General features: G+C 69.3%; 25 protein-coding genes. 19 read left to right on the top strand and 6 right to left on the bottom strand.

Annotation, left to right across the window (positions count from 1 at the left end; genetic code table 11):
* Positions 1-103: 103 nt before the first annotated feature.
* Both U9R90_RS21995 and U9R90_RS21990 read right to left on the bottom strand, forming a co-directional pair.
* Positions 104-1,336, bottom strand: a complete 1,233-nt coding sequence (locus U9R90_RS21995) for a DUF349 domain-containing protein (protein WP_411058372.1) — start codon at positions 1,334-1,336, stop codon at positions 104-106.
* Between the two features lie 145 nt (positions 1,337-1,481).
* Positions 1,482-2,297, bottom strand: a complete 816-nt coding sequence (locus tag U9R90_RS21990; RefSeq protein WP_411058371.1) for a peptidylprolyl isomerase — start codon at positions 2,295-2,297, stop codon at positions 1,482-1,484.
* Positions 2,298-2,465: 168 nt separating this feature from the next.
* Between U9R90_RS21990 and U9R90_RS21985 the strand changes: the two genes are divergently transcribed.
* The 4 genes from U9R90_RS21985 to U9R90_RS21970 all read left to right on the top strand — a co-directional run bounded on the left by U9R90_RS21985 (position 2,466) and on the right by U9R90_RS21970 (position 6,717).
* Entirely contained in the window at positions 2,466-3,188 is a 723-nt protein-coding gene (locus tag U9R90_RS21985; RefSeq protein ID WP_411058370.1) for an MBL fold metallo-hydrolase, read from the top strand.
* 14 nt (positions 3,189-3,202) lie between these two features.
* Positions 3,203-4,465 (top strand): histidine--tRNA ligase, encoded by a 1,263-nt coding sequence (hisS, locus tag U9R90_RS21980; protein ID WP_411058369.1) that lies wholly within the window; start codon positions 3,203-3,205, stop codon positions 4,463-4,465.
* A 129-nt stretch (positions 4,466-4,594) separates the two neighbouring features.
* Positions 4,595-5,224: a vitamin K epoxide reductase family protein gene (locus U9R90_RS21975; RefSeq protein WP_411058368.1), complete on the top strand. Its 630-nt coding sequence runs from the start codon at positions 4,595-4,597 to the stop codon at positions 5,222-5,224.
* A 101-nt stretch (positions 5,225-5,325) separates the two neighbouring features.
* The gene (locus tag U9R90_RS21970) at positions 5,326-6,717 is read left to right on the top strand and encodes a replication-associated recombination protein A (protein ID WP_411058367.1); all 1,392 of its coding nucleotides are present in this window, start codon (positions 5,326-5,328) and stop codon (positions 6,715-6,717) included.
* A gap of 31 nt (positions 6,718-6,748) precedes the next feature.
* Here U9R90_RS21970 and U9R90_RS21965 read toward each other — a convergent pair whose 3' ends face one another.
* Positions 6,749-7,468, bottom strand: a complete 720-nt coding sequence (locus U9R90_RS21965) for a DUF2470 domain-containing protein (protein WP_411058366.1) — start codon at positions 7,466-7,468, stop codon at positions 6,749-6,751.
* A gap of 185 nt (positions 7,469-7,653) precedes the next feature.
* Between U9R90_RS21965 and rpsD the strand changes: the two genes are divergently transcribed.
* Entirely contained in the window at positions 7,654-8,268 is a 615-nt protein-coding gene (rpsD, locus tag U9R90_RS21960) for a 30S ribosomal protein S4 (RefSeq protein ID WP_411058365.1), read from the top strand.
* Positions 8,269-8,328: 60 nt separating this feature from the next.
* Here the strand turns inward: rpsD and U9R90_RS21955 are convergent, their stop codons facing one another.
* Positions 8,329-10,506 carry an ATP-binding protein gene (locus U9R90_RS21955; RefSeq protein ID WP_411058364.1) on the bottom strand — a complete coding sequence of 726 codons (2,178 nt, stop codon included), beginning with the start codon at positions 10,504-10,506 and terminating at the stop codon, positions 8,329-8,331.
* A gap of 156 nt (positions 10,507-10,662) precedes the next feature.
* Here U9R90_RS21955 and U9R90_RS21950 point away from each other — a divergent pair, with 156 nt between their 5' ends.
* The 7 genes from U9R90_RS21950 (at position 10,663) to U9R90_RS21920 (ending at position 18,547) form a co-directional block, all read left to right on the top strand.
* Positions 10,663-11,097: a DUF948 domain-containing protein gene (locus U9R90_RS21950; RefSeq protein ID WP_411058363.1), complete on the top strand. Its 435-nt coding sequence runs from the start codon at positions 10,663-10,665 to the stop codon at positions 11,095-11,097.
* A gap of 6 nt (positions 11,098-11,103) precedes the next feature.
* A complete protein-coding gene (locus tag U9R90_RS21945; RefSeq protein WP_411058362.1) occupies positions 11,104-11,460 on the top strand; it encodes a DUF6167 family protein in 357 nt (118 codons plus the stop codon).
* Positions 11,460-14,129, top strand: coding sequence for an alanine--tRNA ligase (alaS, locus tag U9R90_RS21940; RefSeq protein ID WP_411058361.1), 2,670 nt, complete (start codon positions 11,460-11,462; stop codon positions 14,127-14,129). The genes U9R90_RS21945 and alaS overlap by 1 nt, the downstream gene beginning before the upstream one ends.
* 4 nt (positions 14,130-14,133) lie before the next feature.
* The gene (gene ruvX, locus U9R90_RS21935; protein WP_411058360.1) at positions 14,134-14,598 is read left to right on the top strand and encodes a Holliday junction resolvase RuvX; all 465 of its coding nucleotides are present in this window, start codon (positions 14,134-14,136) and stop codon (positions 14,596-14,598) included.
* 49 nt (positions 14,599-14,647) lie between these two features.
* A complete protein-coding gene (locus tag U9R90_RS21930; protein ID WP_411058359.1) occupies positions 14,648-15,874 on the top strand; it encodes an RNA-guided endonuclease InsQ/TnpB family protein in 1,227 nt (408 codons plus the stop codon).
* Between the two features lie 136 nt (positions 15,875-16,010).
* Complete coding sequence (gene mltG / locus U9R90_RS21925) at positions 16,011-17,690, top strand: endolytic transglycosylase MltG (RefSeq protein ID WP_411058358.1); 1,680 nt, start codon at positions 16,011-16,013, stop codon at positions 17,688-17,690.
* Positions 17,687-18,547, top strand: coding sequence for a shikimate dehydrogenase (locus tag U9R90_RS21920; RefSeq protein WP_411058357.1), 861 nt, complete (start codon positions 17,687-17,689; stop codon positions 18,545-18,547). Before mltG ends, U9R90_RS21920 begins: the two co-directional genes overlap by 4 nt.
* 200 nt (positions 18,548-18,747) lie before the next feature.
* Here U9R90_RS21920 and U9R90_RS21915 read toward each other — a convergent pair whose 3' ends face one another.
* A complete protein-coding gene (locus U9R90_RS21915; RefSeq protein ID WP_411058356.1) occupies positions 18,748-18,942 on the bottom strand; it encodes a hypothetical protein in 195 nt (64 codons plus the stop codon).
* A 55-nt stretch (positions 18,943-18,997) separates the two neighbouring features.
* Positions 18,998-19,450 carry a hypothetical protein gene (locus U9R90_RS21910; protein WP_411058355.1) on the bottom strand — a complete coding sequence of 151 codons (453 nt, stop codon included), beginning with the start codon at positions 19,448-19,450 and terminating at the stop codon, positions 18,998-19,000.
* Between the two features lie 1,091 nt (positions 19,451-20,541).
* Between U9R90_RS21910 and aroC the strand changes: the two genes are divergently transcribed.
* The 7 genes from aroC (at position 20,542) to nusB (ending at position 26,674) form a co-directional block, all read left to right on the top strand.
* Entirely contained in the window at positions 20,542-21,726 is a 1,185-nt protein-coding gene (aroC, locus tag U9R90_RS21905; protein ID WP_411058354.1) for a chorismate synthase, read from the top strand.
* The gene (locus tag U9R90_RS21900; RefSeq protein WP_411058353.1) at positions 21,723-22,238 is read left to right on the top strand and encodes a shikimate kinase; all 516 of its coding nucleotides are present in this window, start codon (positions 21,723-21,725) and stop codon (positions 22,236-22,238) included. Before aroC ends, U9R90_RS21900 begins: the two co-directional genes overlap by 4 nt.
* Positions 22,235-23,329 carry a 3-dehydroquinate synthase gene (gene aroB / locus U9R90_RS21895; RefSeq protein ID WP_411058352.1) on the top strand — a complete coding sequence of 365 codons (1,095 nt, stop codon included), beginning with the start codon at positions 22,235-22,237 and terminating at the stop codon, positions 23,327-23,329. Before U9R90_RS21900 ends, aroB begins: the two co-directional genes overlap by 4 nt.
* Positions 23,330-23,488: 159 nt before the next feature.
* The gene (locus U9R90_RS21890) at positions 23,489-24,391 is read left to right on the top strand and encodes a Pro-rich N-terminal domain-containing protein (protein WP_411058351.1); all 903 of its coding nucleotides are present in this window, start codon (positions 23,489-23,491) and stop codon (positions 24,389-24,391) included.
* 114 nt (positions 24,392-24,505) lie between these two features.
* A complete protein-coding gene (locus U9R90_RS21885) occupies positions 24,506-25,612 on the top strand; it encodes an aminopeptidase P family protein (protein WP_411058350.1) in 1,107 nt (368 codons plus the stop codon).
* Positions 25,613-25,670: 58 nt separating this feature from the next.
* Positions 25,671-26,237, top strand: coding sequence for an elongation factor P (efp, locus tag U9R90_RS21880; protein ID WP_411058349.1), 567 nt, complete (start codon positions 25,671-25,673; stop codon positions 26,235-26,237).
* A 2-nt stretch (positions 26,238-26,239) separates the two neighbouring features.
* Positions 26,240-26,674, top strand: coding sequence for a transcription antitermination factor NusB (gene nusB, locus U9R90_RS21875; protein ID WP_411058348.1), 435 nt, complete (start codon positions 26,240-26,242; stop codon positions 26,672-26,674).
* Positions 26,675-26,733: the final 59 nt, after the last annotated feature.

The raw sequence follows: 26,733 nt of genomic DNA, 5'->3' as shown, positions 1-26,733 counted from the left end.
GGCCCCCGCCGCCGTGCTTGGCACATCAGCCGTCAATTGAGCAACCCCCACGGAGAGCAACCACCTCCGTGAGAGCGGCGCCGGTTTAGGCGCAAAGGGGGGCCTAGCCGCCGAACTCGTGCAGCCCCTTCAGCGCCTGGTCAAGCAGTGCCTGACGGCCGTCCAGCTCGCGCTGGAGCTTGTCGGCCTTGGAGTTGTTGCCCGCCGCGCGGGCCGCGTCCACCTGGCCGCGCAGCTTGTCCACGGCCGCCTGCAGCTGACCCGTGAGCCCCTCGGCGCGGGCCCGCGCCTCCGGGTTCGTCCGCCGCCACTCGGTCTCCTCGGAGTCCTGCAGAGCCCGCTCCACGGCCTGCATCCGGCCCTCGACCTTCGGCCGGGCGTCACGCGGTACGTGGCCGATGGCCTCCCAGCGCTCGTTGAGGGAACGGAACGCGGCGCGGGCCGCCTTCAGATCCGTCACCGGGAGGATCTTCTCGGCCTCCTCGGCCAGCTCCTCCTTGAGCTTCAGGTTCTCCGCCTGCTCGGCGTCCCGCTCGGCGAAGACCGCGCTGCGCGCCGTGAAGAAGACGTCCTGGGCACCGCGGAAGCGGTTCCACAGGTCGTCCTCGTGCTCACGCTGGGCGCGGCCCACGGCCTTCCACTCGGTCATCAGCTCGCGGTACCTGGCGGCCGTCGGGCCCCAGTCCGTCGAGTTCGACAGCGCCTCGGCCTCCGAGACCAGCCGCTCCTTGGCCTTACGGGCCTCCTCGCGCTGGGCGTCCAGCGCGGCGAAGTGCGCCTTGCGGCGCTTGGAGAACGCGGACCTGGCATGCGAGAAGCGGTGCCACAGTTCGTCGTCCGACTTGCGGTCGAGCCGCGGCAGCCCCTTCCAGGTGTCCACCAGGGCCCGCAGCCGCTCGCCCGCGGCCCGCCACTGCTCACTCTGGGCCAGCTCCTCGGCCTCGGTGACCAGGGCCTCCTTGGCGTGCCGGGCCTCGTCCGTCTGCTTCGCCTTCTGGGCCTTGCGCTCCTCACGGCGGGCCTCGACGGTCTCCACGAGCTTGTCAAGACGCTTGCCCAGGGCCTGAAGGTCACCGACCGCGTGGGCGTCGACGACCTGCTCGCGCAGATGGTCGATCGCGGTCATGGCGTCCTTCGCCGACAGGTCGGTCGTCCGCACCCGGCGCTCCAGGAGCCCGATCTCGACCACCAGGCCGTCGTACTTGCGCTTGAAGTAGGCCAGTGCCTCGTCGGGCGAGCCTGCCTGCCACGAACCGACGACTCGCTCGCCTCCGTCGGCCGTACGCACGTACACGGTCCCCGCCTCGTCGACGCGGCCCCACGGGTCGCTGCTCACAGCGCCTCCTCCACCATGATGCCTGCGCGGGGCCGCGGCCCCGGGGCATCGTCCACAGTTTCTTCAGGGCACCGGCACACGGCGCCCTGCACAACGCCAACATAGGCGACGAGCAGGGCGGCTGTCCGCATCCAGCGCGAGCGAATCAATCCTTCTTTACGGTCGCCTTTTCGATGGTGACGCCCTTTTTCGGCGCACCGTCGGTGGGCTGCTGACCGCCTTCGGCGACACCGCCCTTGGCGACCTCCTTGACGACCTTCAGACCGGCGTCGTCCAGGGTGCCGAACAGGGTGTACTGGGGCGGGAGCTTGGTGTCCTTGTAGACCAGGAAGAACTGGCTGCCGCCGGAGTTCGGCTGGCCCGTGTTGGCCATCGCGACCGAACCGGCCGGGTAGGTCACCGCGCCGTCCTTGCCCGGCTTGCCGAGCGCCTTCAGGTCCTCGTCCGGGATGTTGTAGCCGGGGCCGCCCGCGCCGGTGCCCTCCGGGTCGCCGCACTGCAGGACGAAGATGCCCCCCGTGGTGAGCCGGTGGCACTTGGTCCCGTCGAAGTACTTCTTGTCCGCGAGGTGCTTGAAGGAGTTGACCGTGCTGGGGGTCTTCGCCGCGTCCATCGCGATCGAGATATCACCCAGATTGGTCTTGAGCCCCATCGTGTACGTGGACTTCTCGTCGATGGCCATCTTGGGCTCGGGAGAGGGGCTGGGCGCCGGAGACTCGGGCGACGGCGACACGGGCGGCGACTGGCTCGGGTCCGCGGCCGCGTTGCTGTTGTCGCTCTCGTCGTCCTTGAAGGCGCCGGTCGCGGCCGCCGCCGCGCCTGCCGCGAGCACCATGGCCAGCGCGGCGGCGATGACCGTGTTGCGCCGGCGCGCCCTGAGCCGCGCGGTCTCCCGCCGCTGCTGCTGACGCAGGTACTTCTCCCGGGCCAGCTGCCGCCGCCGCTGTTCGCTGCTTCCCACCGGGCCTACTCCTCGTCACGTTTGGTGAAACTGTCCGCCTGAGCTTGTCCCGTACCGTATACGGGTTCGCTGTGGGAGGAGCGGCGCCGGTAGGCTGCCTCTGCCGCCGTGCACCGCTGTGACCTCCCCACCGGACCGAAACGTGGGGACCAGAATGTTAGGACGATCGTGCTGATTGCCGGGTTCCCCGCAGGGGCCTGGGGGACCAACTGTTATCTGGTCGCCCCCGCCGCGGGTGAAGAGTGCGTGATCATCGACCCGGGCCACCAGGCCGCCGAAGGCGTCGAGGAAGCACTCAGGAAGCATCGGCTCAAGCCCGCCGCCGTGATCCTCACCCATGGGCACATCGACCATGTCGCCTCGGTGGTCCCGGTGTGCGGAGCGCACGACGTACCGGCCTGGATCCACCCCGACGACCGCTTCATGATGAGCGACCCCGAGAAGGCGCTCGGCCGGTCCATCGGGATGCCGCTGATGGGCGAGCTGACCGTGGGGGAGCCCGACGACGTCAGGGAGCTGACCGACGGCGCCCAGCTGAGCCTGGCCGGTATGGACTTCTCCGTCGCGCACGCGCCGGGCCATACCAAGGGGTCGGTGACCTTCCAGATGCCCGAGGCACCACGCGGCGACGACATCCCGTCGGTGTTCTTCTCGGGCGATCTGCTGTTCGCCGGCTCCATCGGACGCACCGACCTGCCCGGCGGCTCGCACGCCGAGATCCTCGAGTCGCTGGCCCGCGTGTGCCTGCCGCTCGACGACTCGACCGTGGTGCTGTCAGGCCACGGCCCCCAGACGACCATCGGCCAGGAGCGCGCCACCAACCCGTATCTGCGGCAGGTGGCGGCCGGCCAGGGCATCAGCCCGGGTTCCGCTCCTCGACGAGGAATGTGACGAGAGACTCTCCAGTGAGCACCTTCAAGGCCCCCAAGGGCACCTACGACCTGATCCCGCCGGACTCCGCGGCCTACCTCGCGGTGCGTGAGGCGATCGCCGCGCCGCTCAGGAACTCCGGCTACGGCTACATCGAGACGCCCGGCTTCGAGAACGTCGAGCTCTTCGCGCGCGGAGTCGGCGAGTCCACCGACATCGTCTCCAAGGAGATGTACGCCTTCGAGACCAAGGGCGGCGACCAGCTGGCCCTGCGCCCCGAGGGCACGGCATCCGTGCTGCGCGCCGCCCTCGAGGCCAACCTGCACAAGGCGGGCAACCTCCCCGTCAAGCTCTGGTACTCCGGCTCGTACTACCGCTACGAGCGCCCCCAGAAGGGCCGCTACCGCCACTTCTCGCAGGTCGGTGCCGAGGCGATCGGCGCCGAGGACCCGGCACTCGACGCCGAGCTGATCATCCTCGCCGACCAGGCGTACCGCTCGCTCGGCCTGCGCGAGTTCCGCATCCTGCTGAACTCGCTGGGCGACAAGGAGTGCCGCCCCGTCTACCGCGGCGCGCTGCAGGACTTCCTGCGCGCCCTGGACCTGGACGAGGAGACCCGGCGCCGGATCGACATCAACCCCCTGCGGGTGCTCGACGACAAGCGCCCCGAGGTCCAGAAGCAGCTCGTCGGCGCCCCGCTGCTGCGCGACTACCTGTGCGACGGGTGCAAGGCGTACCACGAGCAGGTGCGCGAGCTGATCACGGCGGCGGGCGTGGCCTACGAGGACGACCCGAAGCTGGTCCGCGGACTCGACTACTACACGCGCACCACCTTCGAGTTCGTCCACGACGGTCTTGGTTCGCAGTCCGCGGTGGGCGGCGGCGGCCGCTACGACGGGCTCTCCGAGATGATCGGCGGCCCCGCGCTGCCGTCCGTCGGCTGGGCGCTCGGCGTGGACCGTACGGTGCTGGCCCTTCACGCCGAGGGCATCCAGCTCGAACTGCCCGCGTCCACCAGCGTGTTCGCGGTGCCGCTCGGCGAGGAGGCGCGCCGGGTCCTGTTCGGCGTGGTCACCGAGCTCCGCAAGGCCGGGGTGGCCGCCGACTTCGCGTACGGCGGCAAGGGCCTCAAGGGCGCCATGAAGAACGCCAACCGCAGCGGCGCGCGCTACACGGTCGTCGCCGGTGAGCGGGATCTCGCCGAAGGCGTCGTCCAGCTCAAGGACATGGAGACCGGCGAGCAGTCGCCGGTGGCGGTCGCATCGCTCGTCGACGAGCTGCGACGCAAGCTCGCCTGAGTCGTCAGCCCGTCTGAGTCGTTGTACGCGTGAGGGGCCGAGCGGAAGGCCGCTTGGCCCCTCACGCGTACCTCCAGGGGTGCGGCAGAATGACCATGCCTCGCAGCACCGGACCAATGGAACGGCGATATGACGACGAAAACGGTGGATGTGGACTCCGACGAGCGGCAGGACGGCGAGCGGCGGATCGGCGGCAGCCGTGCGCTGGCCCTGCTGCTGGTGATCACGGGGGCGGCCGGGCTGCTGGCCGCCTGGGTGATCACCATCGACAAGTTCAAGCTGCTGGAGGACCCCGACTTCACACCGGGATGCAGCCTCAACCCCGTGGTCTCCTGCGGCAACATCATGGAGAGCGACCAGGCGTCCGCCTTCGGGTTCCCCAACCCGATGCTGGGCCTGGTCACCTACGGCATCGTGATCGCCGTCGGGATGAGCCTGCTGGCCGGGGCCCGCTTCCCGCGCTGGTACTGGCTGACCCTGAACGCGGGGATGCTCTTCGGCGTCGGCTTCTGCACCTGGCTGATGTACCAGTCGCTCTACAACATCAACGCGCTCTGCCTGTGGTGCTGCCTGGCCTGGGTCGCCACGATCTTCATGTTCTGGTACGTGACCGCGCACAACGTGCGCAACGGCCTGCTTCCCGCGCCGGGCTGGCTGCGCAGCTTCCTCGACGAGTTCACCTGGGTCCTGCCGGTGCTGCACACGGGCATCATCGGCATGCTGATCCTGACCCGCTGGTGGGACTTCTGGACCAGCTGACGGGGCGGCCGACCGAGGGCACGAGGTGACCGGCCGACGGCCCCACAGCAGCACCAACGGCACCGACGGCGCTGTCAGTGGCGTGGCATAGGCTTCAAAACGTGGAGCCCGACCTCTTTACCGCCGCAGCCGAGGACCGCCAGGAGAAAGACCCGGCGAGCAGTCCGCTGGCCGTCCGCATGCGCCCGCGCACTCTCGACGAAGTCATGGGCCAGCAGCATCTGCTGAAGCCCGGATCACCGCTGCGCAGGCTGGTGGGAGAGAGCGGCCCGGGCCCCGCGGGGCCGTCGTCGGTGCTGCTGTGGGGCCCGCCGGGCATCGGCAAGACGACCCTCGCCTACGTGGTCAGCAAGGCCACCAACAAGCGCTTCGTCGAGCTCTCCGCCATCACCGCGGGCGTCAAGGAGGTACGGGCCGTCATCGACGGCGCCCGCCGCGCCACCGGGGGATACGGCAAGGAGACCGTCCTCTTCCTGGACGAGATCCACCGCTTCAGCAAGGCCCAGCAGGACTCCCTGCTGCCCGCGGTCGAGAACCGCTGGGTGACCCTCATCGCCGCCACCACCGAGAACCCGTACTTCTCGATCATCTCCCCGCTGCTCTCCCGCTCACTGCTGCTCACCCTCGAACCCCTCACGGACGACGACCTGAGCGGCCTGCTGCGCCGCGCCCTCACCGAGGAGCGCGGCCTCGGGGGCGCGGTCACCCTGCCCGACGACGCCGAGGCCCATCTGCTGCGGATCGCGGGCGGCGACGCCCGCCGCGCCCTCACCGCCCTGGAGGCGGGCGCGGGCTCGGCCCTCGCCAAGGGGGATGCGGAGATCAGCCTGAAGACCCTGGAGGAGTCCGTCGACCGCGCGGCGGTGCGCTACGACCGGGACGGCGACCAGCACTACGACGTGGCCAGCGCCCTCATCAAGTCGATCCGCGGCTCCGACGTGGACGCGGCACTGCACTATCTGGCCCGGATGATCGACGCGGGCGAGGACCCCCGGTTCATCGCGCGCCGCCTGATGATCTCGGCCAGCGAGGACATCGGCCTCGCCGACCCGACGGCCCTGCCCACCGCGGTCGCCGCCGCCCAGGCCGTCGCGCTGATCGGCTTCCCGGAAGCGGCGCTGACCCTGAGCCACGCCACCATCGCGCTGGCCCTGGCCCCCAAGTCCAACTCCGCGACGACGGCGATCGGCGCCGCACTCGCGGACGTACGGGCGGGGCTTGCGGGCTCCGTACCGCCGCATCTGCGTGACGGGCACTACAAGGGCGCGGCCAAGCTGGGCCATGCGCAGGGATATGTGTACCCGCACGACGTGCCGGGCGGTATCGCGGCCCAGCAGTACGCACCGGACGCCGTGCACGGCAAGCGCTACTACCAGCCCACGCGGTACGGCGCCGAGGCGCGGTACGCCGACGTCGCCGACCGGGTCCGTGACCGCCTCCAGGGCGAACCGCGCTCTCAGGATAGGCAGGACAAGCAGAACAATCAGGACTAGCCGAGCGGCCGGTCCGACGGGCGGCAGTAGGTCACTGCGCGGCGGCCTCGAAGAGCGTGTGCATGGCCCGGCGCAGCCCCACCACGTCGGCCACCGGTTCGGGAAAGTCGAAGCGCGCGTCGAAGCACTGGGCACCGGTGAAGCGGACCCGCAGCCCGAAGCGGTCCAGCGCCACCGGCACCGCCGCGCCGGGCGTCCCGTCCCCGCCGTCCCCGCCGTCCTCTCCGTCCGCGGGCCGCGCCCGCTCGCCCAGCAGCGACCTGAGCTCCTGCACCTGCTCGCTGTGCGCCGCGTGCAGATGCTGCAGCAGCTCGACCTCGTACCCGACCAGCGGGTCGGGCGACGCCTGCGCGAACTCGGCCGGTTCCACCCGGGACGCACCCCACAGATCGTCGACCGACACCTCACCGACCTCCAGGCGCAGGGTCATCAGACCGCGCTCGGCCAGTCCTGGCGCGTGGGTGAGCCAGCCGGAGACCCAGGCGCGGCCGCGGATACGGTGGGGCACCGAGACCGGGGCGACATCGGTGATCTCCAGCACGGCGGCCAGTTCGTCGTCCTGGGCGTGCGTCGCGGCCCGCACAGGCGGCGCGTCGGCGGGGAACACCAGGAACAGCTCGCCGTCCGTGCCCACGCTGCGGGCGAGCGGAACCAGCTGGTCGGGCCGGGCTCCGTCCAGGCCGGGGACGAGCAGCACCGCGGAGCATGTACTCTGTACGAGAGTTCGTGTGCGTTCGGCTGCTGACGGCATCCGGGCGAATTCAAGCCGGCTGGGACGCGGCTGACCACGATCTGATCGGACCTCCGTCATATCGACCTTTTGGGCGTCGATTTTCTGTGTGCTGTCCGTGACGTGTGTGGTGTTCCCACGGCGAGACATGCGATCTCCTTAAGTAAGGTGAGCCTAACCTAACCTACAACGGAGGTCTGGAGAACGTGCCTAACCAGTCGCGTCCCAAGGTCAAGAAGTCCCGTGCGCTCGGTATCGCGCTGACGCCGAAGGCCGTCAAGTACTTCGAGGCCCGCCCCTACCCGCCGGGCGAGCACGGCCGTGGTCGCAAGCAGAACTCGGACTACAAGGTCCGTCTGCTGGAGAAGCAGCGCCTGCGCGCTCAGTACGACATCTCCGAGAAGCAGCTGGTCCGCGCCTACGAGCGTGCCAGCAAGGTCCAGGGCAAGACCGGTGAGGCCCTGATCGTCGAGCTCGAGCGCCGCCTCGACGCCCTGGTCCTGCGTTCGGGCATCGCCCGCACCATCTACCAGGCCCGTCAGATGGTCGTGCACGGCCACATCGAGGTCAACGGCAAGAAGGTCGACAAGCCGTCCTTCCGCGTCCGTCCCGACGACGTCATCACCGTCCGCGAGCGCAGCCGCGAGAAGCACCCCTTCCAGGTCGCGCGCGAGGGTGGCTACGACACCGACGGCGAGACCCCGCGCTACCTCCAGGTGAACCTGAAGGCCCTGGCCTTCCGCCTGGACCGCGACCCGAACCGCAAGGAAATCCCGGTCATCTGCGACGAGCAGCTGGTCGTCGAGTACTACGCCCGCTGATCCAGGCGCAGTACTGACCGAGGCTCCGGGGCGCCCCCCGGAGCCCGGTCGCCGAGAGGTTCAGCCCGCCGCTTCCCCGCCGTTCCCGGTGGGGGAGCCGGCGGGCTTCGGCGTTTCCGGCGTGCTCTTTGGTGTGGAGCCGCGCGGGTTCGCCGGGCGGGGCCCCTGCGGGCCGTCCTCGCTCAGTGCCCGCTGCACCGCGGCGTCCAACAACAGCCCGCGGCCCTCCTGTACGGATCTCTCGTACGCCCGCCGGCCGAGCGATTCCCCCGCCTGCTGCTGACACAGCGCGCGCGGTGAGCTGAAGTACCCGGAGCCGAACAGCGGCAACCCCACCGCGTCCCATACCGGCTCCGCCGCCCCCTGCAGAACCGCGGCCTCCGCCGGGTCGCCCTCGCTCGCCGTCACCAGCGCCAGCAGCTCGATCGCCAGGACCAGCCCCACCAGGTCGTGGAAGAGGTGGTTGACCCGGACGCACTCGCGCAGCAACTCCCGGGCCTCGCCGTGCTCGCCCCGGGTCCACGCCGCATACGCCAGTACATACAGGGCATAGGCGCGGGTCCAGCGCTCGCCGTGGTCCTCGCAGATCCGGCGGACGTCTTCGCACAGTTCGAGCGCCGCCGCCAGCTCGCCCTGGAAGACCAGCGACATGGCCAGCTCCACCTGCCCCATCAGGACGTTGCTGTTGAGCTCACCCAGCTCCCGGTACTGCTCAAGGGCCGCCCGCAACAGCTCCTCGGCCCGCCCCATGTCGTCCGAGACCAGAGCCAGACACCCCATGCGGTGCACGGCGTACGCGGTCGCCAGCGGGTAGCCCGAGTGCTCCGCCCCGTCCCGGCACTCGTGCAGCGCCGCGAGCGCACCCACCGTGTCGCCCTGCAGCGTCGCCACATAGCCGAGCACCCACAGTGCCTTCAGCCGCGCCCGGTCGAACTCACCGTCCAGTTCCACACACCGGTCCAGCCAGTGCCGCCCCTCCGACAGACGGCCGCAGCCGGCCCAGTAGAACCACAGCGTGCCCGCCAGATACTGGCCCAGACGTGCCTCGTCCGGCTCGGTGAGGCAGTACTCCAGGGCCGTCCGCAGCTGGGGCAGCTCGGCGTCGATCCGCGCGGCCACCTCGGCCTGCCGCGGCGAGAACCAGTCGAGTTCGCACCAGGTGGCCAGGCCCATGTACCAGTCCCGGTGGCGCCGCCGCAGCCGCGCGGTGTCGTCCATCGCCGCCAGCCACTCGGCGCCGTACGCCCGGACCGTGTCCAGCATCCGGTAGCGCACACCGGACGCTGCCTCCTCGCGGATCACCAGCGACTGCGCGATCAGTTCGCCGAGTACGTCGAGGACCACGTCGGCCTCGAGCCCGTCCCCGACGCAGACGTATTCCGCCGCCTCCAGATCGAACGGCCCGCAGAACACCGACAGCCGGGCCCACAGCAGCCGCTCCTCGGGCGTGCACAGCTCATGGCTCCAGCCGATGGCCGTACGCAGCGTCCGATGCCGCGCCAACGCACCGCGCCCGCCGCCCGACAGGAGCCGGAAGCGGTCGTCGACACGGGCCAGCAGCTGCGCGGGCGACAGGGCGCCAAGCCGCCCCACGGCCAGCTCGACGGCCAGCGGAATCCCGTCCAGCCGCCGGCACACCTCCAGCACCTCAGCCGGGGGATCGCCCTGAGGCAGGTAGCCGGACAGCCCCGCCGCGGCGCGCTCCTCGAACAGCGCGGCCGCGTCGGACTCAGCAAGCGGAGCGAGCGGACGGACCCGCTCACCCTCGACGGACAGCGGCCTGCGCCCGGCCGCGAGCACCCGCAGACCGGGACAGCGGCGCAGCAGCTCACGCACCACCGGGGCACAGGCGTCGACCAGATGCTCGAACCCGTCCAGCACGAGCAGCAGCCGCCGCCGCGCGAGCTGGTCCAACAACACCTGGCGCGGCGACCGGCCGGTGTGATCCGTGAATCCCAGCACCTCGACCAGCGCGTACTCCACGAACTCCGGGTCCCGCACCGCCGACAGCTCGGCCAGCCAGACCCCGTCCGGATACCGTGCCCGCGCGGCCGCCGCGGCCCGCAGTGCGAGCCGGGACTTGCCCACCCCGCCGACCCCCACCACGGTCACCAGCCGGGACCCGGCCAGCAGGCCGTCCAGTTCAGCGAGTTCGGCGCCGCGGCCCACGAAGGAGTCGAGCTCCTCGGGGAGGTTGCCGGGCGGGGGAGTACTGCCTGAGCGCGAAGTGCGTCGCATGACGAACGGAGCGTACTCAGGCGTAAGCACTCCGTACAATCGCATCGGGTGGATGCGGCGCGTGGGGCCATAATGCGGTACGGAGTCCCAGGCCCGGCGCGATAGGGTCGGGGGACGAATTGTCAGAAGCCCCGAACAAGCAGAGAGCGGTGCGGCGTGACCGGTGGAGAGGTGGCCGGGATTCTCGTAGCCGTCTTCTGGGCGATCCTGGTCTCGTTCCTCGCCGTGGCACTGGTGAGACTGGCCCAGACGCTGAAGGCGGCCACCAAACTGGTGGCGGACGTGACCGAACAGGCCGTCCCGCTGCTCGCCGACGCGTCCGCGACCGTCCGCTCGGCACAGACCCAGCTCGACCGGGTCGACGCGATCGCGACGGACGTCCAGGAGGTCACCTCCAACGCCTCGGCGCTGTCCACCACCGTCGCGTCCACCTTCGGCGGCCCGCTGGTCAAGGTCGCGGCGTTCGGCTACGGCGTACGCCGTGCCATCAGCCGCAACACCGACAGCGTGCCGTCGAAGCCGTCGCGTCGTACGGTGATCGTGGGCCGGGCCGTGCCCTCCGCGCGCCGGGGGAAGCGGAAGAAGGACTGAGCTGCGATGTTCCGCCGTACGTTCTGGTTCACCGCGGGCGCTGCCGCCGGTGTGTGGGCCACCACCAAGGTCAACCGCAAGCTCAAGCAGCTGACCCCGGAGAGCCTCGCGGCCCAGGCCGCGAACAAGGCGATCGACGCGGGGCACCGGCTCAAGGACTTCGCCCTCGACGTCCGCGACGGCATGGGCCAGCGCGAGGAAGAACTCAACGACGCGTTGGGCCTCAACAGCCCGGACGTCCTCGAACTCCCGCCGCAGCGACGCTTCGCGGCACTGGACAACCCCCTCAAGAACGCGCTCGGCGCCACCCGCCCCACCCACCACCACACGAAGTACTCGTACAACCGGAATGAGGACCACTGATGGAGTCGGCTGAAATCCGCCGCCGCTGGCTGAGCTTCTTCGAGGAGCGCGGGCACACCCCCGTCCCCTCGGCGTCGCTCATCGCGGACGACCCGACTCTGCTCCTGGTCAACGCGGGCATGGTCCCCTTCAAGCCGTACTTCCTCGGCGAGACCAAGCCGCCCGCCCCGCGCGCCACCAGCGTCCAGAAGTGCGTCCGCACCCCGGACATCGAAGAGGTCGGCAAGACCACCCGGCACGGCACCTTCTTCCAGATGTGCGGCAACTTCTCCTTCGGCGACTACTTCAAGGAAGGCGCCATCTCCTACGCCTGGGAGCTGCTCACCTCGCCCCAGGACAAGGGTGGTTACGGCCTCGACCCCGAGCGCCTGTGGATCACCGTCTACCTGGACGACGACGAGGCCGAGCAGATCTGGCGCGAGAAGATCGGCGTCCCGGCCGAGCGCATCCAGCGCCTGGGCAAGAAGGACAACTTCTGGTCCATGGGCGTACCGGGACCCTGCGGCCCCTGCTCCGAGATCAACTACGACCGCGGCCCCGAGTTCGGCGTCGAGGGCGGCCCGGCCGTCAACGACGAGCGGTACGTGGAGATCTGGAACCTGGTCTTCATGCAGTACGAGCGCGGCGAGGGCACCAGCAAGGAGGACTTCGAGATCCTCGGCGACCTGCCGTCGAAGAACATCGACACCGGTCTCGGCCTCGAACGACTCGCCATGATCCTGCAGGGCGTACAGAACATGTACGAGACCGACACCCTGCAGGTCGTCATGGACAAGGCCACCGAACTGACCGGCGTCCGCTACGGCGCCGCCCAGGCCAGTGACGTCTCGATGCGCGTCGTCGCCGACCACATGCGCACCTCCGTGATGCTCATCGGTGACGGCGTCACGCCCGGCAACGAGGGCCGCGGCTATGTGCTCCGCCGCATCATGCGCCGCGCCATCCGCAACATGCGCCTGCTCGGCGCCACCGGTCCGGTGGTCAAGGACCTGATCGACGTCGTGATCGAGAAGATGGGCCAGCAGTACCCCGAGCTCGTCACCGACCGGAGCCGCATCGAGGCCGTCGCCCTCGCCGAAGAGGCCGCCTTCCTCAAGGCTGTGAAGGGTGGAACCAACATCCTGGACACCGCCGTCACCGAGACCAAGGCCGCCGGCGGCACGGTCCTGGGCGGCGACAAGGCGTTCCTGCTCCACGACACCTGGGGCTTCCCGATCGACCTCACCCTCGAAATGGCCGCCGAACAGGGCCTGTCGGTGGACGAGGACGGCTTCCGCCGCCTGATGAAGGAACAGCGCGACCGCGCCAAGGCCGACGCCCAGGCCAAGAAGACCGGCCACGCCGACATGTCCGGCTACCGCGAGATCGCCGACAGCGCCGGAGCCACCGACTTCATCGGCTACGCCAGCACCGAGGGCGAGTCCACCGTCGTCGGCATCCTCGTCAACGGCGTGCCCTCACCGGCCGCCACCGAGGGCGACGAGGTCGAGATCGTCCTCGACCGCACCCCGTTCTACGCCGAGGGCGGCGGCCAGATCGGCGACACCGGACGCATCAGGCTGGACTCCGGCGCCGTCGTCGAGGTCCGCGACTGCCAGAAGCCGGTCCCCGGCGTGTACGTCCACAAGGGCGTCGTCCAGGTCGGCGAGGTCACCGTCGGCGCCCACGGCCACGCCGCCATCGACCAGGTACGCCGCCGCGCCATCGCCCGCGCCCACAGTGCAACGCACCTCACCCACCAGGCGCTGCGCGACGCCCTGGGCCCGACCGCCGCCCAGGCCGGTTCGGAGAACCAGCCCGGCCGCTTCCGCTTCGACTTCGGCTCGCCGAACGCCGTACCCGGCGCCGTCATGACCGACGTCGAGCAGAAGATCAACGAGGTCCTGGCCCGCGAACTCGACGTCCAGGCCGAGGTCATGTCGATCGACGAGGCCAAGAAGCAGGGCGCCATCGCCGAGTTCGGCGAGAAGTACGGCGAGCGGGTGCGCGTGGTGACCATCGGAGACTTCTCCAAGGAGCTGTGCGGCGGCACCCACGTCCACAACACCGCCCAGCTGGGCCTGGTGAAGCTGCTCGGCGAGTCGTCCATCGGCTCCGGCGTACGCCGCATCGAGGCCCTGGTCGGCGTGGACGCCTACAACTTCCTCGCCAAGGAGCACACGGTCGTCGCCCAGCTCCAGGAGCTGGTCAAGGGCCGCCCGGAGGAACTGCCGGAGAAGATCTCCACCATGCTCGGCAAGCTGAAGGACGCCGAGAAGGAGATCGAGAAGTTCCGCGCGGAGAAGGTCCTGCAGGCCGCCGCCGGTCTCGCCGCCGGAGCCAAGGACGTGCACGGCGTGGCCCTGGCCACCGGCCAGGTGCCGGACGGCACCGGCGCCGACGACCTGCGCAAGCTGGTCCTCGACGTCCGCGGCCGCATCCCGGGCGACCGCCCGGCGGTGGTGGCTCTCTTCACCACGGCCAACGGCCGCCCGCTCACCGTCATCGCCACCAACGAAGCCGCCCGTGAGCGCGGCCTCAAGGCCGGTGACCTGGTGCGTACGGCCGCCAAGACGCTCGGCGGCGGCGGTGGCGGCAAGCCGGACGTCGCCCAGGGCGGCGGCCAGAACCCGGAGGCCATCGGCGACGCCGTGGCCGCGGTCGAGCGCCTCGTCGCCGAGACGGCCTGACGCGGTGCGCCGCGGACGCCGACTCGCGATCGACGTCGGGGACGCCCGGATCGGGGTCGCCTCGTGCGACCCCGACGGGGTCCTCGCCACCCCGGTGGAGACCGTGCCGGGACGCGATGTCCCGGCCGCCCACCGGCGGCTGAAGCAGATCGCCGACGAGTACGAACCCATCGAGATCGTGGTCGGCCTGCCCCGCTCCCTCAGCGGGGGCGAGGGCCCGGCCGCGGTCAAGGTCCGGGCCTTCGCCCAGGAGCTGGCCCGTGGCGTCGCGCCCGTACCCGTACGTCTGGTGGACGAACGGATGACGACCGTGACAGCAAGCCAGGGACTGCGCGCCTCGGGCGTGAAGTCGAAGAAGGGCCGTTCGGTCATCGACCAGGCCGCAGCGGTGATCATCCTGCAGAACGCGCTGGAGTCCGAACGGGCGTCAGGCAAAGCCCCGGGCGAGGGCGTCGAAGTGGTCGCGTGATTTACAGTTCCACTCACATCTCACATGCGTCGGCCCTAGCATGTGAGATGTGAGGGCAGGGCACGTGCGGCGGGCGTTCAAGTACCGCTTCTATCCAACCAACGCGCAGGCAGCGGTGCTGTCGCAGACGTTCGGATGCGTACGCAAGGTCTACAACCTGGCTCTTCAGGCCCGTACGGAGGCTTGGTACCAGCGTCAGGAGCGCGTCAGCTATGTCCAGACGTCGGCGCTGCTGACCGAGTGGAAGAAGACCGACGAGTACGCGTTCCTCAGGGAGGTTTCGTCGGTTCCTCTGCAGCAGACGCTGCGACACCTGCAGGGAGCCTTCGTCAACTTCTGGGAAGGCCGGGCGAAGTATCCTCGGTTCAAGTCGCGTAAGAGGTCGCGTGCTTCGGCTGAGTACACGCGCTCGGGCTTCCGCTGGCGTGATGGCAAGCTGACGCTCGCGATGATGGATGAGCCGCTCGACGTCGTGTGGTCCCGGCCGCTGCCGGACGGCGCGGAACCGTCGACGGTGACAATCTCCCGCGACGCGGCGGGCCGCTGGTTTGTCTCACTGCTCGTCGAGGACCCAGCAGTCCAGCCGCTGGCCAGAGCCGTGAACGACGCTGTCGGGTTGGATGCGGGACTGACGTCGCTGCTGACGCTGTCCACTGGTGAGAAGGTCGTCAATCCGAAGCATGAGCGACGTGATCGAGAACGGCTCGCTCGTGCGCAGCGCGAGCTGGCGCGCAAGGAGAAGGGTTCAAAGAATCAAGAGAAGGCCCGGCGCAGGGTCGCGCGGATCTTCGTTGGGATCGCCGACCGTCGAAGGGATCACCTGCACAAGCTGACGACTCGACTCGCTCGTGAGAACCAAACGATCGTGATCGAGGATCTGAACGTTCGCGGCATGCTGAAGAACCGCTCGCTGGCGCGTGCGATCTCAGACGCAGCATGGACGTCCTTGCGCTTGATGCTGGAGTACAAGTGCCATTGGTACGGCCGCCAGCTCGTGGTCGTGGACCAGTGGTACCCATCGAGCAAGACCTGTTCGACCTGCGGGCACCTGCTCGCGAAGCTGCCGCTCGACGTCCGGCACTGGACCTGCCCCGCATGTGGCTCAGTCCATGATCGAGACGAGAACGGTGCGAAGAACCTTCTGGCCGCCGGGCAGGCGGTTGTAGCCTGTGGAGCTGGTGTAAGACCTCAACGGGAGCCTTCCCGGACGGGGCGATCGGCTGCGAAGCAGGAAGCCAAGCAGGCGACTGCTGGACGTTTCTCCATGGAGAAATGAATGTCAACTGATCGCGATACGGTAACGTTCCGCGCGATGCGGTGGTGTTCGAACAGCCATCGCACAGCGGAAGAGGTGACAGGGACGCGGGGCACGAGTGCTCAACGGCCATCGCCTCGCGGCTCGTAGGGGATCGATGACTGAGTATGGCCGGGGCCATGGCTCCGAACCGTGGCATCCCGAGGACCCGTTGTACGGGGACCAAGGATGGGGAGGACGGCAGGCCGCCGCCAGCCAGAGTCCGTACGGCGGCCAGCATCAGCACTACCCGCAGCAGCCGCAGCAGGTCCACTACGACGATCAGCACAGCTATGGCGGTCAGGGATACGGCGGCCAGCAGGAATACGACGCTCAGGGATACGGCCAACAGGATTACGGCGGTCAGCAGCACCAGAGCGGCGGATATCCCCAGTACGACCACACCGGAGGCTGGGACACCGGCCAGGGCCCGGCGTACGGTACGAACCCCGACCCGTACGCGGACCAGCAGTCCGGCTACAGCGGCGAACAGCAGCCCGACTACTACGGCACGCCCGAGGCCTACCCCCCGCCCCGGCCGCCGGACCGGCGCCGCGAGGAGCCCCCGCAGAACCCCGACTGGGACCCGGGCCCCGACCAGGGCGAGCACGCGTTCTTCGCGGGCGGCGGGGACGACGACGCGTACGACGATGACTACGACGACTCCCGCGAGTCGCGACGCGGTCGCGGTGACCGTCGCGGTAAAGGCCGAAAGCGCCGCAGCGGACTGGCCTGCCTGGTGGTAGCCGTGGTCCTGCTGGGCGGCCTCGGCGGAGTGATCTACTTCGGCACCCAGTTCTACCAGGACCGGTTCGGCCCGACTGAGGACTACGCGGGCGACGGCACCGGCGACGAGGTCATTGTTGAGATCCCCAAGGGCGCGGGCGGCAACCAGATCGGCAACATCCTCAAGCAGGCGGGCGTCGTCAAGAGCGTCGACGCGTTCGTCTCGGCACAGGGCAAGAACTCCAAGGGTCTTTCCATCCAGGCGGGCGTCTACACGCTCAAGAAGGAGATGTCGGCCAAGAGCGCCGTCGAGCTGATGCTTGATGACAAGAGCCGCAATAACCTCATCATCGCCGAGGGCAGGCGGAACGTCTGGGTCTACGAGCAGATCGACAAGCGCCTTGAGCAGCCCGAGGGCACCACGGCGAAATACGCCAAGGAGAACTGGAAGGACCTGGGCCTTCCTGACTGGGCGAACAGCGGCAGCGACATCAAGGACCCGCTCGAAGGTTTCCTCTATCCCTCGAGCTACCCGGTCGCCAAGGGAATGGACATCGGAGATGTCCTAAAGAAAATGGTCGCTACAGCCGATCAGGAGTACGAGAAGTTCGGCCTGAAGGCAAAGGCGGACGGCCTGAATTTGAAGGATCCGCTTCAGGTCCTCACGGTGGCGAGCCTCGTCCAGGCCGAAGGCAAGTACAAACACGACTTCGAGAAGGTCGCGACCGTGGTCTACAACAGGCTGAAGCCGGATAATACCGAGACTTACGGTCTGCTCGACTTCGACTCGACGGTCAACTATCTGAAGGGCGAGTCGAAGCTGGGCACGGGATCGGTCAGCGATCTGCGCAAGATTGACGATCCGTACAACACATACAAGATCAAGGGCCTACCGCCCGGCCCGATTGGGAACCCGGGCAAGGAAGCGATCGACGCGTCGCTCAGCCCAGCAAAGGGTGACTGGTACTACTTCGTGTCCATCAATGAGGACGAGACGCTCTTCGCCGAGACGAATGCCGAGCACGAGCGCAACCGTAAGCGCTACCTCGAAGAGCTGGAGAAGAGCGAGTGAGCGCCGGTGCCAAGCGAAGGGCCGCGGTACTCGGCTCGCCCATCGCCCACTCGCTGTCCCCGGCCCTGCACCGCGCCGCGTACGCGGAGCTGGGCCTGGAGGGCTGGTCGTACGACCGCTTCGAGGTTGACGAGGCGGCGCTGCCCGGCTTCCTGAGCGGCCTCGGCCCCGAGTGGGCGGGTCTCTCGCTGACCATGCCGCTCAAGCGCGCCGTGATCCCGCTCCTCGACGAGGTCAGCGAGACGGCTGCCTCCGTGGAGGCCGTGAACACGGTGGTCTGCACCGACGACGGGAGGCGGGTCGGTGACAACACCGATATCCCGGGCATGATCGCCGCGCTGCGCGAGCGCGGCATCACCCAGGTTGAATCAGCCGCGATCCTCGGCGCGGGCGCGACCGCGTCATCCGCGCTCGCCGCCCTGTCGCGGATCTGTGCGGGTGAGATCGTCACGTATCTACGCAGCGAGGCCCGCGCCGCCGAGATGCGGCAGTGGGGCAAGCGGCTGGACGTGGAGGTGCGCACCGCCACCTGGGCCGAAGCCGCCGAGGCGTTTCACGCGCCGCTCGTGATCGCGACCACCCCCGCGGGCACGACGGACAGCCTCGCCCCCGCCGTGCCCGAGCGTCCTGGAACTCTCTTCGACGTGCTTTACGACCCGTGGCCCACCGAACTCGCCGCGCGCTGGTCGATGTTCGGCGGCGCCGTGGTAAGTGGCCTCGACCTGCTGGTCCACCAGGCCGTACTCCAGGTCGAGCAGATGACCGGCTGTGCCCCTGCGCCGCTGCGGGCGATGCGTGCTGCGGCTAACGGTGCTATGGCCCGACGCTGTACAGGTTCTGATCCTTCTTCACGGTGAAGGCGGAGTACGCCTTCTTGTCCTCGGTGAGGGGGCGGGTGGGGCGCGGGGTGCTCAGTACGTCAGAGGTGACCGTTATGGTCATAGAAGTCTAGCAAGGCGGCGAATCAGGTGATTTCGCCGGTCGTGTCCAGCGCTGGCAGTTGGGTGACGGGCATCGCGACCAGCGGGCGAGCCGTGGGTGCTCTTGCCATACATGGCTAGGGTGTCCGTCCCGTCCGGCCGGGACGGGGCAGTCGTTTTCGCGGTGCGATGCTGAGGGCGAACAGGTCGACGGTGAAGGCGTCGAGTGGGCCAAGAACCCCTTGCGGGGCGTTCTTGGCCCACCGGTCGATCGCGGTGAACGTGCGGGCCGCAGCCAGCGCGGCCGAACAGGCCGTCAGTGGAACGCTCACGAGCGAATGATGCTTGCCCGCCGGGGCGTGGCGCTGTTAAGGCGCAGAAAAGGCTCTATGCGTAACCGCCCCAAGAACCGCAGTCCCCCCATTTGCTGCCCTTTCCGATACACACCTGGAGCATGATGCTGGTTCCCTCGCGGAGGTTCTTAGTGTTGTTCGGCGTCTTGTACGGTGCCTTGTGTCCCCACGTCGAAACCTTGCGATAGTTTGTTGAAGAGAGATACGGCGTCCAAACCTCGCCGGTAATCCCGTATCCATCGGAAAGGTTGTCGGTGGCGTACAACGTGTCCCCGGGGGCCGATCCTATTGGATCGGCCTGCCAGTAGGCTGAGCCTGCGATGCGCCCGTTGTTGTACACGGCAATGCCGAAGCTCTTGCCGTCGTCAATCACCTTGAACGTGAACTTGGGGGCTGCCGCTGCAGTGCCTGCCCCAGCAGCCAGTGCGCCTGTAGCCATCAGCCCCGTTGCTGCTAGCCATGCCCCCATGCGACGTGAAATGCGCATCGAATTGGTCCTTTCGAATGCTTATTACGAATCAGTAGGTATCGTACACGCTTTCGGTTGACGATGTACGGTCGCTGAACTAATTTGGTGACTTGCGGAAGTTGCTTACGTTTTGCTATTGAATATTCTCGGATGGGTGATTTGTCAACATTTTCACCCTGCTGGATGTTCTTCCTGTGGCGAGGGGGCATGGGCTCTTAGCGGGATCCTGCGAGGTGTCCTGGCCGGGTATGGTCGGTGTGACGATTCGGCCGTGGATCGCGGGCGAGGGCTTGTGGGTGCTGGTCAAACTGTTGTTGCCACCGTGGCCGGAACGTTCACCGGGACCAACGCTGGTGCCGGACCGGCTGTGCCTGTAGGGCATCTCGTACGTCGTAGTACTCCAGTGGGACTTCGTCATTCCCCCTAGGCTCGAAAGAACGCCTCTGACCAGCGGGAATGATGCAGTCCGACTGGATTACTAGACTGTGCCCTGCGCCGGGCCAAGCCCGGACACGTGCCTGTCGACGGCGCGATCGCCGAGTGCGACACGGTCGCGGACGGCCGGGCTGGCTACTCCGGTAGGGCACGCTGACACGGAGGGAGCGTCCAGGCCGTCAGCGATCCCGCCGGTGAACTCAATCTGGTACTCACCCGCCGTTCCGGGCCTGAGTGTGGACATCACCGCTGGCACGCCGGACACAGTTGCGCGGACTCGCGTCCATGATCATGGAGAGGTTCCATCACCTCGTTTCGCCCCGAATAGCTGCAGATCCCGATCTTGTGCCTGACCATCCGGTTGATCGTCCTCGGCTGGGCACCCTCGGTGCGGAAGAAGTTCGCCCAGAGCCGCGCGACCCGCAGCCCGTGACTGCGGTCCCGGGTAGCCAGGCCAGAGGTGTCGACTACCTCGGCCCGTACTGCCCAGCAGCCTCGCGAGTGCGATGTCACAGGTCATTACGACCAGCGCCACGGCGACTGAACTCGTCGTCCCGCCTGCTGGACCTCTGCCGGGGTAGGCCCCTCGGGCGTGGGAGGATCTAGGCAGGCGGGCCAGGGCCGCGCACCTGGTCGCGCCGTCGCAGTGGCAGGCGCGAGCAGGAGGAGCACCGTTGAGCAGGTTGCGTTGGCTGACCGCGGGGGAGTCCCACGGGCCCGCACTCGTGGCGACGCTGGAGGGGCTGCCCGCCGGCGTGCCGATCACCACGGAGATGGTGGCGGACGCGTTGGCCAGGCGGCGTCTGGGCTATGGCCGCGGTGCGCGGATGAAGTTCGAGCGGGACGAGGTCACCTTCCTCGGCGGGGTACGACACGGTCTGTCCATGGGCTCGCCGGTGGCGGTCATGGTGGGCAACACCGAGTGGCCCAAGTGGGAGAAGGTCATGGCCGCGGACCCGGTCGACCCGGCCGAGCTGGCCGAGCTCGCCCGGAACGCGCCGCTGACCCGGCCGCGGCCAGGGCACGCGGACCTGGCGGGCATGCAGAAGTACGGCTTCGACGAGGCCCGGCCGATCCTGGAGCGCGCTTCCGCGCGCGAGACCGCGGCGCGCGTCGCGCTCGGCGCGGTGGCCCGGTCGTACCTCAAGGAGACGGCCGGGATCGAGATCGTCTCGCACGTCGTGGAGCTGGCGGCGGCGAAGGCGCCTTACGGCGTGTACCCGACCCCGGCCGATGTCGACAAGCTGGACGCCGACCCGGTGCGCTGCCTGGACGCGGACGCCTCCAAGGCGATGGTCGCCGAGATCGACCAGGCCCACAAGGACGGCGACACGCTCGGCGGCGTGGTCGAGGTGCTGGCCTACGGCGTGCCGGTGGGCCTGGGCTCGCATGTGCACTGGGACCGGCGCCTGGACGCCCGGCTCGCCGGGGCCCTGATGGGCATCCAGGCGATCAAGGGCGTCGAGGTCGGGGACGGCTTCGACCTGGCGCGGGTGCCCGGCTCCAAGGCGCACGACGAGATCGTGGCCACCGACGAGGGCGTGAAGCGTACGTCCGGCCGCTCCGGCGGCACCGAGGGTGGGCTGACCACCGGCGAACTGCTGCGGGTACGGGCCGCGATGAAGCCGATCGCGACCGTGCCGAAGGCGCTCGCCACCATCGACGTCACCACTGGCGAGGCCGCCAAGGCGCACCACCAGCGCTCCGACGTGTGCGCGGTGCCCGCGGCCGGGATCGTGGCCGAGGCGATGGTCGCGCTGGTCCTGGCGGACGCGGTCGCGGAGAAGTTCGGCGGCGACAGCGTCCCCGAGACCCGCCGCAACGTGCGGTCCTACCTCGACAACCTGCAGATCCGATGAGCGGGCCACTCGTCGTCCTGGTCGGCCCGATGGGCGTCGGCAAGTCGACGGTGGGCGCGCTGCTCGCCGAGCAGCTGCACACCTCCTTCCGGGACAGCGACGCCGACATCGTCGCCGCCCAGGGGCGGGAGATCTCGGACATCTTCGTCGAGGAGGGCGAGCCGTACTTCCGCGAGCTGGAGCGTACGGCGGTGCACACGGCCCTGGCCGAGCACGACGGCGTCCTGGCACTCGGCGGCGGCGCGATCCTGGACGCGTCCACGCGCGCGCTGCTGGCCGAGCACCGGGTCGTCTATCTCGCGATGGGCGTCGACGAGGCCGTCAAGCGGACCGGCCTCAACGCCGCACGCCCGCTGCTGGCCGTCAACCCGCGCCGTCAGTGGCGCGAGCTGATGGAGGCGCGCCGCGAGCTGTACACCGAGGTCGCCCGCGCCGTCGTCACCACCGACGACCGCACCCCCGAAGAGGTCGCCCAAGCGGTCCTGGACGCACTGGAGTTGAAACAAGCATGACGGAGCAGGCACCCACCCGCATCCACGTCGGTGCCTCGGCGGGCAGCGACGCGTACGACGTACTGGTGGGACGGCAGCTGCTGGGCGAGCTGGGCGGGCTGATCGGCAGTCAGACCAAGCGCGTCGCGGTGATCCACCCGGAGGCGCTGGCCGAGACCGGTGAGGCGCTCCGCGCCGACCTGGCCGGGCAGGGCTACGAGGCCGTCGCCATCCAGGTGCCCAACGCCGAGGAGGCCAAGACCGCCGAGGTCGCCGCCTACTGCTGGAAGGCGCTCGGCCAGTCCGGGTTCACCCGGACCGACGTCGTGGTCGGCGTCGGCGGCGGCGCCACGACCGACCTGGCCGGGTTCGTCGCGGCGACCTGGCTGCGCGGCGTGCGCTGGATCGCCGTACCCACCACGGTCCTTGGCATGGTGGACGCGGCGGTCGGCGGCAAGACCGGCATCAACACCGCCGAGGGCAAGAACCTCGTCGGTGCCTTCCACCCGCCCGCCGGGGTGCTGTGCGACCTGGCCGCGCTGGACTCGCTGCCGGTCCACGACTACGTCTCCGGGCTCGCCGAGATCATCAAGGCGGGCTTTATCGCCGACCCGGTGATCCTCGACCTGATCGAGGCGGACCCGGCCGCGGCCCGCACCCCTGCGGGCCCGCACACCGCGGAGCTGATCGAGCGCTCCATCAAGGTCAAGGCCGAGGTGGTCTCCAGCGACCTCAAGGAGTCCGGGCTGCGGGAGATCCTCAACTACGGGCACACCCTCGCCCACGCCATCGAGAAGAACGAGCGCTACAAGTGGCGGCACGGCGCGGCGGTCTCGGTCGGTATGGCCTTCGCCGCCGAACTGGCCCGCCTCGCCGGGCGGCTCGACGACGCCACCGCCGACCGGCACCGCACGGTCCTGGAGTCGGTCGGGCTGCCGTTGACCTATCGGGGCGACCAGTGGCCCAAGCTGCTGCAGACCATGAAGGTCGACAAGAAGTCCCGCGGCGACCTGCTGCGCTTCATCGTCCTGGACGGTCTGGGCAAGCCGACCGTGCTCGAAGGCCCCGACCCGGCGGTGCTGCTGGCCGCCTATGGTGAAGTCTCCGGCTGACCAGGCAGTATTTCCGCTCCGGGCACTACTTCCGTCCCCCGGCCGTTCACACAACGGCGGCCGGGGACGGTACCGTTCGCCAGGGATCTGGACGCCGGCTAACCGCGCGACCAGCGACAGTTGCCTGTACGAGCCCTGTACGAGACGGAGTGGCACCGGATGCAGCACGCAGTGGGGGACCCGCTGCCGCCCCACCAGCCGGGGCACGGACCTGCCGGTCAGCACCCTGGCGGGCCCGCACCCCAGCAGCCTCCCGGGCCCCCTCCAGGGCCTCCCGCGGGTCCTGTACCGCAGGCCGGACCGACGCCGCACCCCGGTGCGCCGGGGATGCCCCCAGGTGCGGCGCCCGCGCAGAACCCCCGGGCGCCCGGCTTCACCGGGCAGGTTCCGCCGCATGCGCCGGTGGCGCCGATCCCGGACACCACCGGGCACGTCCAACTCCCGCCCGGCGCACCCGTCGCCGTGCCCAGCCCACCGCCGGGCGCCGCCGCGGCCGACACCGGGGCGACCACCCTCGCGGTGCTGCTCATCGGCCCCGCGGGCGCGGGCAAGACGTCCGTGGCCAAGTACTGGGCGGAGCACCGGCGGGTGCCTACCGCGCACATCAGCCTCGACGACGTACGCGAATGGGTGCGCTCGGGCTTCGCCGACCCGCAGTCCGGGTGGAACGACCACTCCGAGGCCCAGTACCGCCTGGCCCGCCGCACCTGCGGCTTCGCCGCCCGGAACTTCCTGGCCAACGGCATATCCTGCGTCCTGGACGACGCCGTCTTCCCGGACCGCCCGGTCGTCGGCCTCGGCGGGTGGAAGCGCCATGTGGGCCCCGGACTGCTGCCCGTGGTCCTGCTGCCGGGCCTGGAGATCGTCCTGGAACGCAACGCCCAGCGCAGTGGGAACCGCCGCCTCAGTGACGAGGAAGTCGCCAGCATCCACGGCAGGATGGCCGGTTGGTACGGCTCGGGGCTGCCGATCATCGACAACTCCGGCTATGACGTGCCCACCACCGCCCAGGTCCTGGACGACGTACTCGCCCGCTCGATCGCCAGCCCGCCGAAGTGGTAGCCGCTCGCGTGACGGCGTGACGGCGTGACCGCGTGACCCGCACAGCCGGGTGCCCGCCGCCCGGTCGGACGCGCTGAACCGGCCGACCGGCGCCAACGCTCGTACGCTCGGTTTATGGCAGAGGTGTACGGGGCCCGCCGTGAGCGGCTCAAGGAGCAGTACACGGCCGGCGGCAGCGCGGCCGCGGTGATCTCCCGGCCCGCCAACGTCCGCTATCTCACGGGCGCGGCGCCGCCGTCCGCCGTACTCCTGCTCGCACCCGGCGAGGACGTCCTGGTGTGCGAGCATCCGCCCACGGGTGAGGCCGCCGAGGGGCGCCCCGACGAGGCGCTGCGGCTGCATGTGCTGCGGGGTCCGGGCGGTGACCCGGCCGTCGCGGCCGCCGACCTCGCCCGCGGTCAGGGCGCCGAGTCGCTCGCGGTCGAGGAACACCATCTGACCGTCGCCCGCCACCGGGCCCTTGGTTCCGTCGCGCCCCGGCTGCGGTTGGAGAACCTCGGCTGCGCCGTCGAGCAGCTGCGGCTGATCAAGGACGACGAGGAGATCTCCTGTCTGCGGATCGCCTCCGAGATCGGTGACCAGGCACTCGGCGAGCTGCTGGAGTCGATTCTGGTCGGCCGCACCGAACGGCATCTCGCGCTGGAACTCGAACGCCGTCTGGTCGACCACGGCGCCGACGGACCCGCCTTCCCCACTTCGGTGGCCACCGGGCCGCATGCGGGCCGCCGGAGGCACCGGCCCACCGATCGACGGGTGGAAGAGGGAGATTTCCTCTCCGTCTGCCTCGGCGCCGCCTACCGCGGCTACCGCAGCGAGATCGGCCGTACGTTCGTCATCGGAACGACTCCAGCCGACTGGCAGATCGAGCTGTACGACCTGGTATTCGCCGCTCAGCGGGCGGGCCGCGAGGCGCTGGCGCCGGGCGTGGCCTACCGCGACGTGGACCGCGCGGCCCGTCAGGTACTGGACTCCGCGGGCCACACGGAGGGCCTCGACGAGGCGATCGGGCACGGTGTGGGACTCGAAATCGACGAGGACCCGCAGTTGGCCCCCTCGGCCATGGGTAAACTGGACGCTTGTGTGCCGGTCACCGTCGAACCGGGGGTCCACCTCCCGGGCCGGGGCGGTGTCCGGATCGATGACACGCTCGTCGTACGCCCCGAGGCGGACGGCGGACCCGAGCTACTCACCATTACGACCAAGGAGCTGCTTGCGCTCTAGCCCCGCTGGGGTGCGCACCCTCGGTCCCACCAGCTTCAGTCCAGGAGATTCCGCAACCGTGGCTTCCACGAACGACCTCAAGAACGGCATGGTGCTCAAGCTCGACGGAGGCCAGCTCTGGTCCGTCGTCGAGTTCCAGCACGTCAAGCCCGGCAAGGGCCCCGCGTTTGTGCGCACCAAGCTTAAGAACGTGCTCTCCGGCAAGGTGGTCGACAAGACCTTCAACGCCGGTGTGAAGGTCGAGACGGCCACTGTCGACAAGCGCGACATGCAGTTCTCGTACATGGACGGCGACTACTTCGTCTTCATGGACATGCAGACGTACGACCAGCTGCATGTCGACCGCAAGGCCGTCGGTGACGCCGCCAACTTCCTGATCGAGGGCTTCACGGCCACGGTCGCGCAGCACGAGGGCGAGGTCCTCTACGTCGAGATGCCCGCCGCCGTCGAGCTCGTCATCCAGGAGACCGAGCCGGGCGTCCAGGGCGACCGCTCCACCGGCGGCACCAAGCCCGCCACGCTGGAGACCGGCCACGAGATCCAGGTCCCGCTCTTCATCACCACCGGTGAGAAGATCAAGGTCGACACCCGCACCAGCGACTACCTCGGCCGGGTGAACAGCTAACCGTGGCTGCTCGTAACACGGCCCGTAAGCGCGCCTTCCAGATCCTCTTCGAAGCCGACCAGCGCGGTACCGACGTCGTCACGGTGCTGGCCGATTGGATGCGGCACGCGCGGACCGACACCCGGCAGCCGCCGGTCAGCGAGTACACCATGCAGCTGGTCGAGGGCTATGCGGGGCACGCGCCCCGGATCGACGAGCTGATCTCGCAGTACGCGGTGGGGTGGACGCTCGACCGGATGCCGGTGGTGGACCGGAACATCCTGCGGCTCGGCGCCTTCGAGCTGATCTGGATGGACGAGACGCCGGACGCGGTGGTGATGGACGAGGCGGTGCAGCTCGCCAAGGAGTTCTCCACGGACGACTCCCCGGCCTTCGTGAACGGCCTCCTCGGCCGTTTCAAGGACCTCAAGCCGACCCTGCGACGGGACGAGGCCTGACGGCACCGTTCCGGTCACGAGAACACGACTACGGGCCTGCCGCGCGCATCATGCGCGCG

The organism is Streptomyces sp. E11-3, assembly GCF_046540415.1.
Taxonomy (GTDB): domain Bacteria; phylum Actinomycetota; class Actinomycetes; order Streptomycetales; family Streptomycetaceae; genus Streptomyces.
Note: the sequence above shows the minus strand (reverse complement) of the source record. Positions and strands in the feature narration are given on the sequence as shown.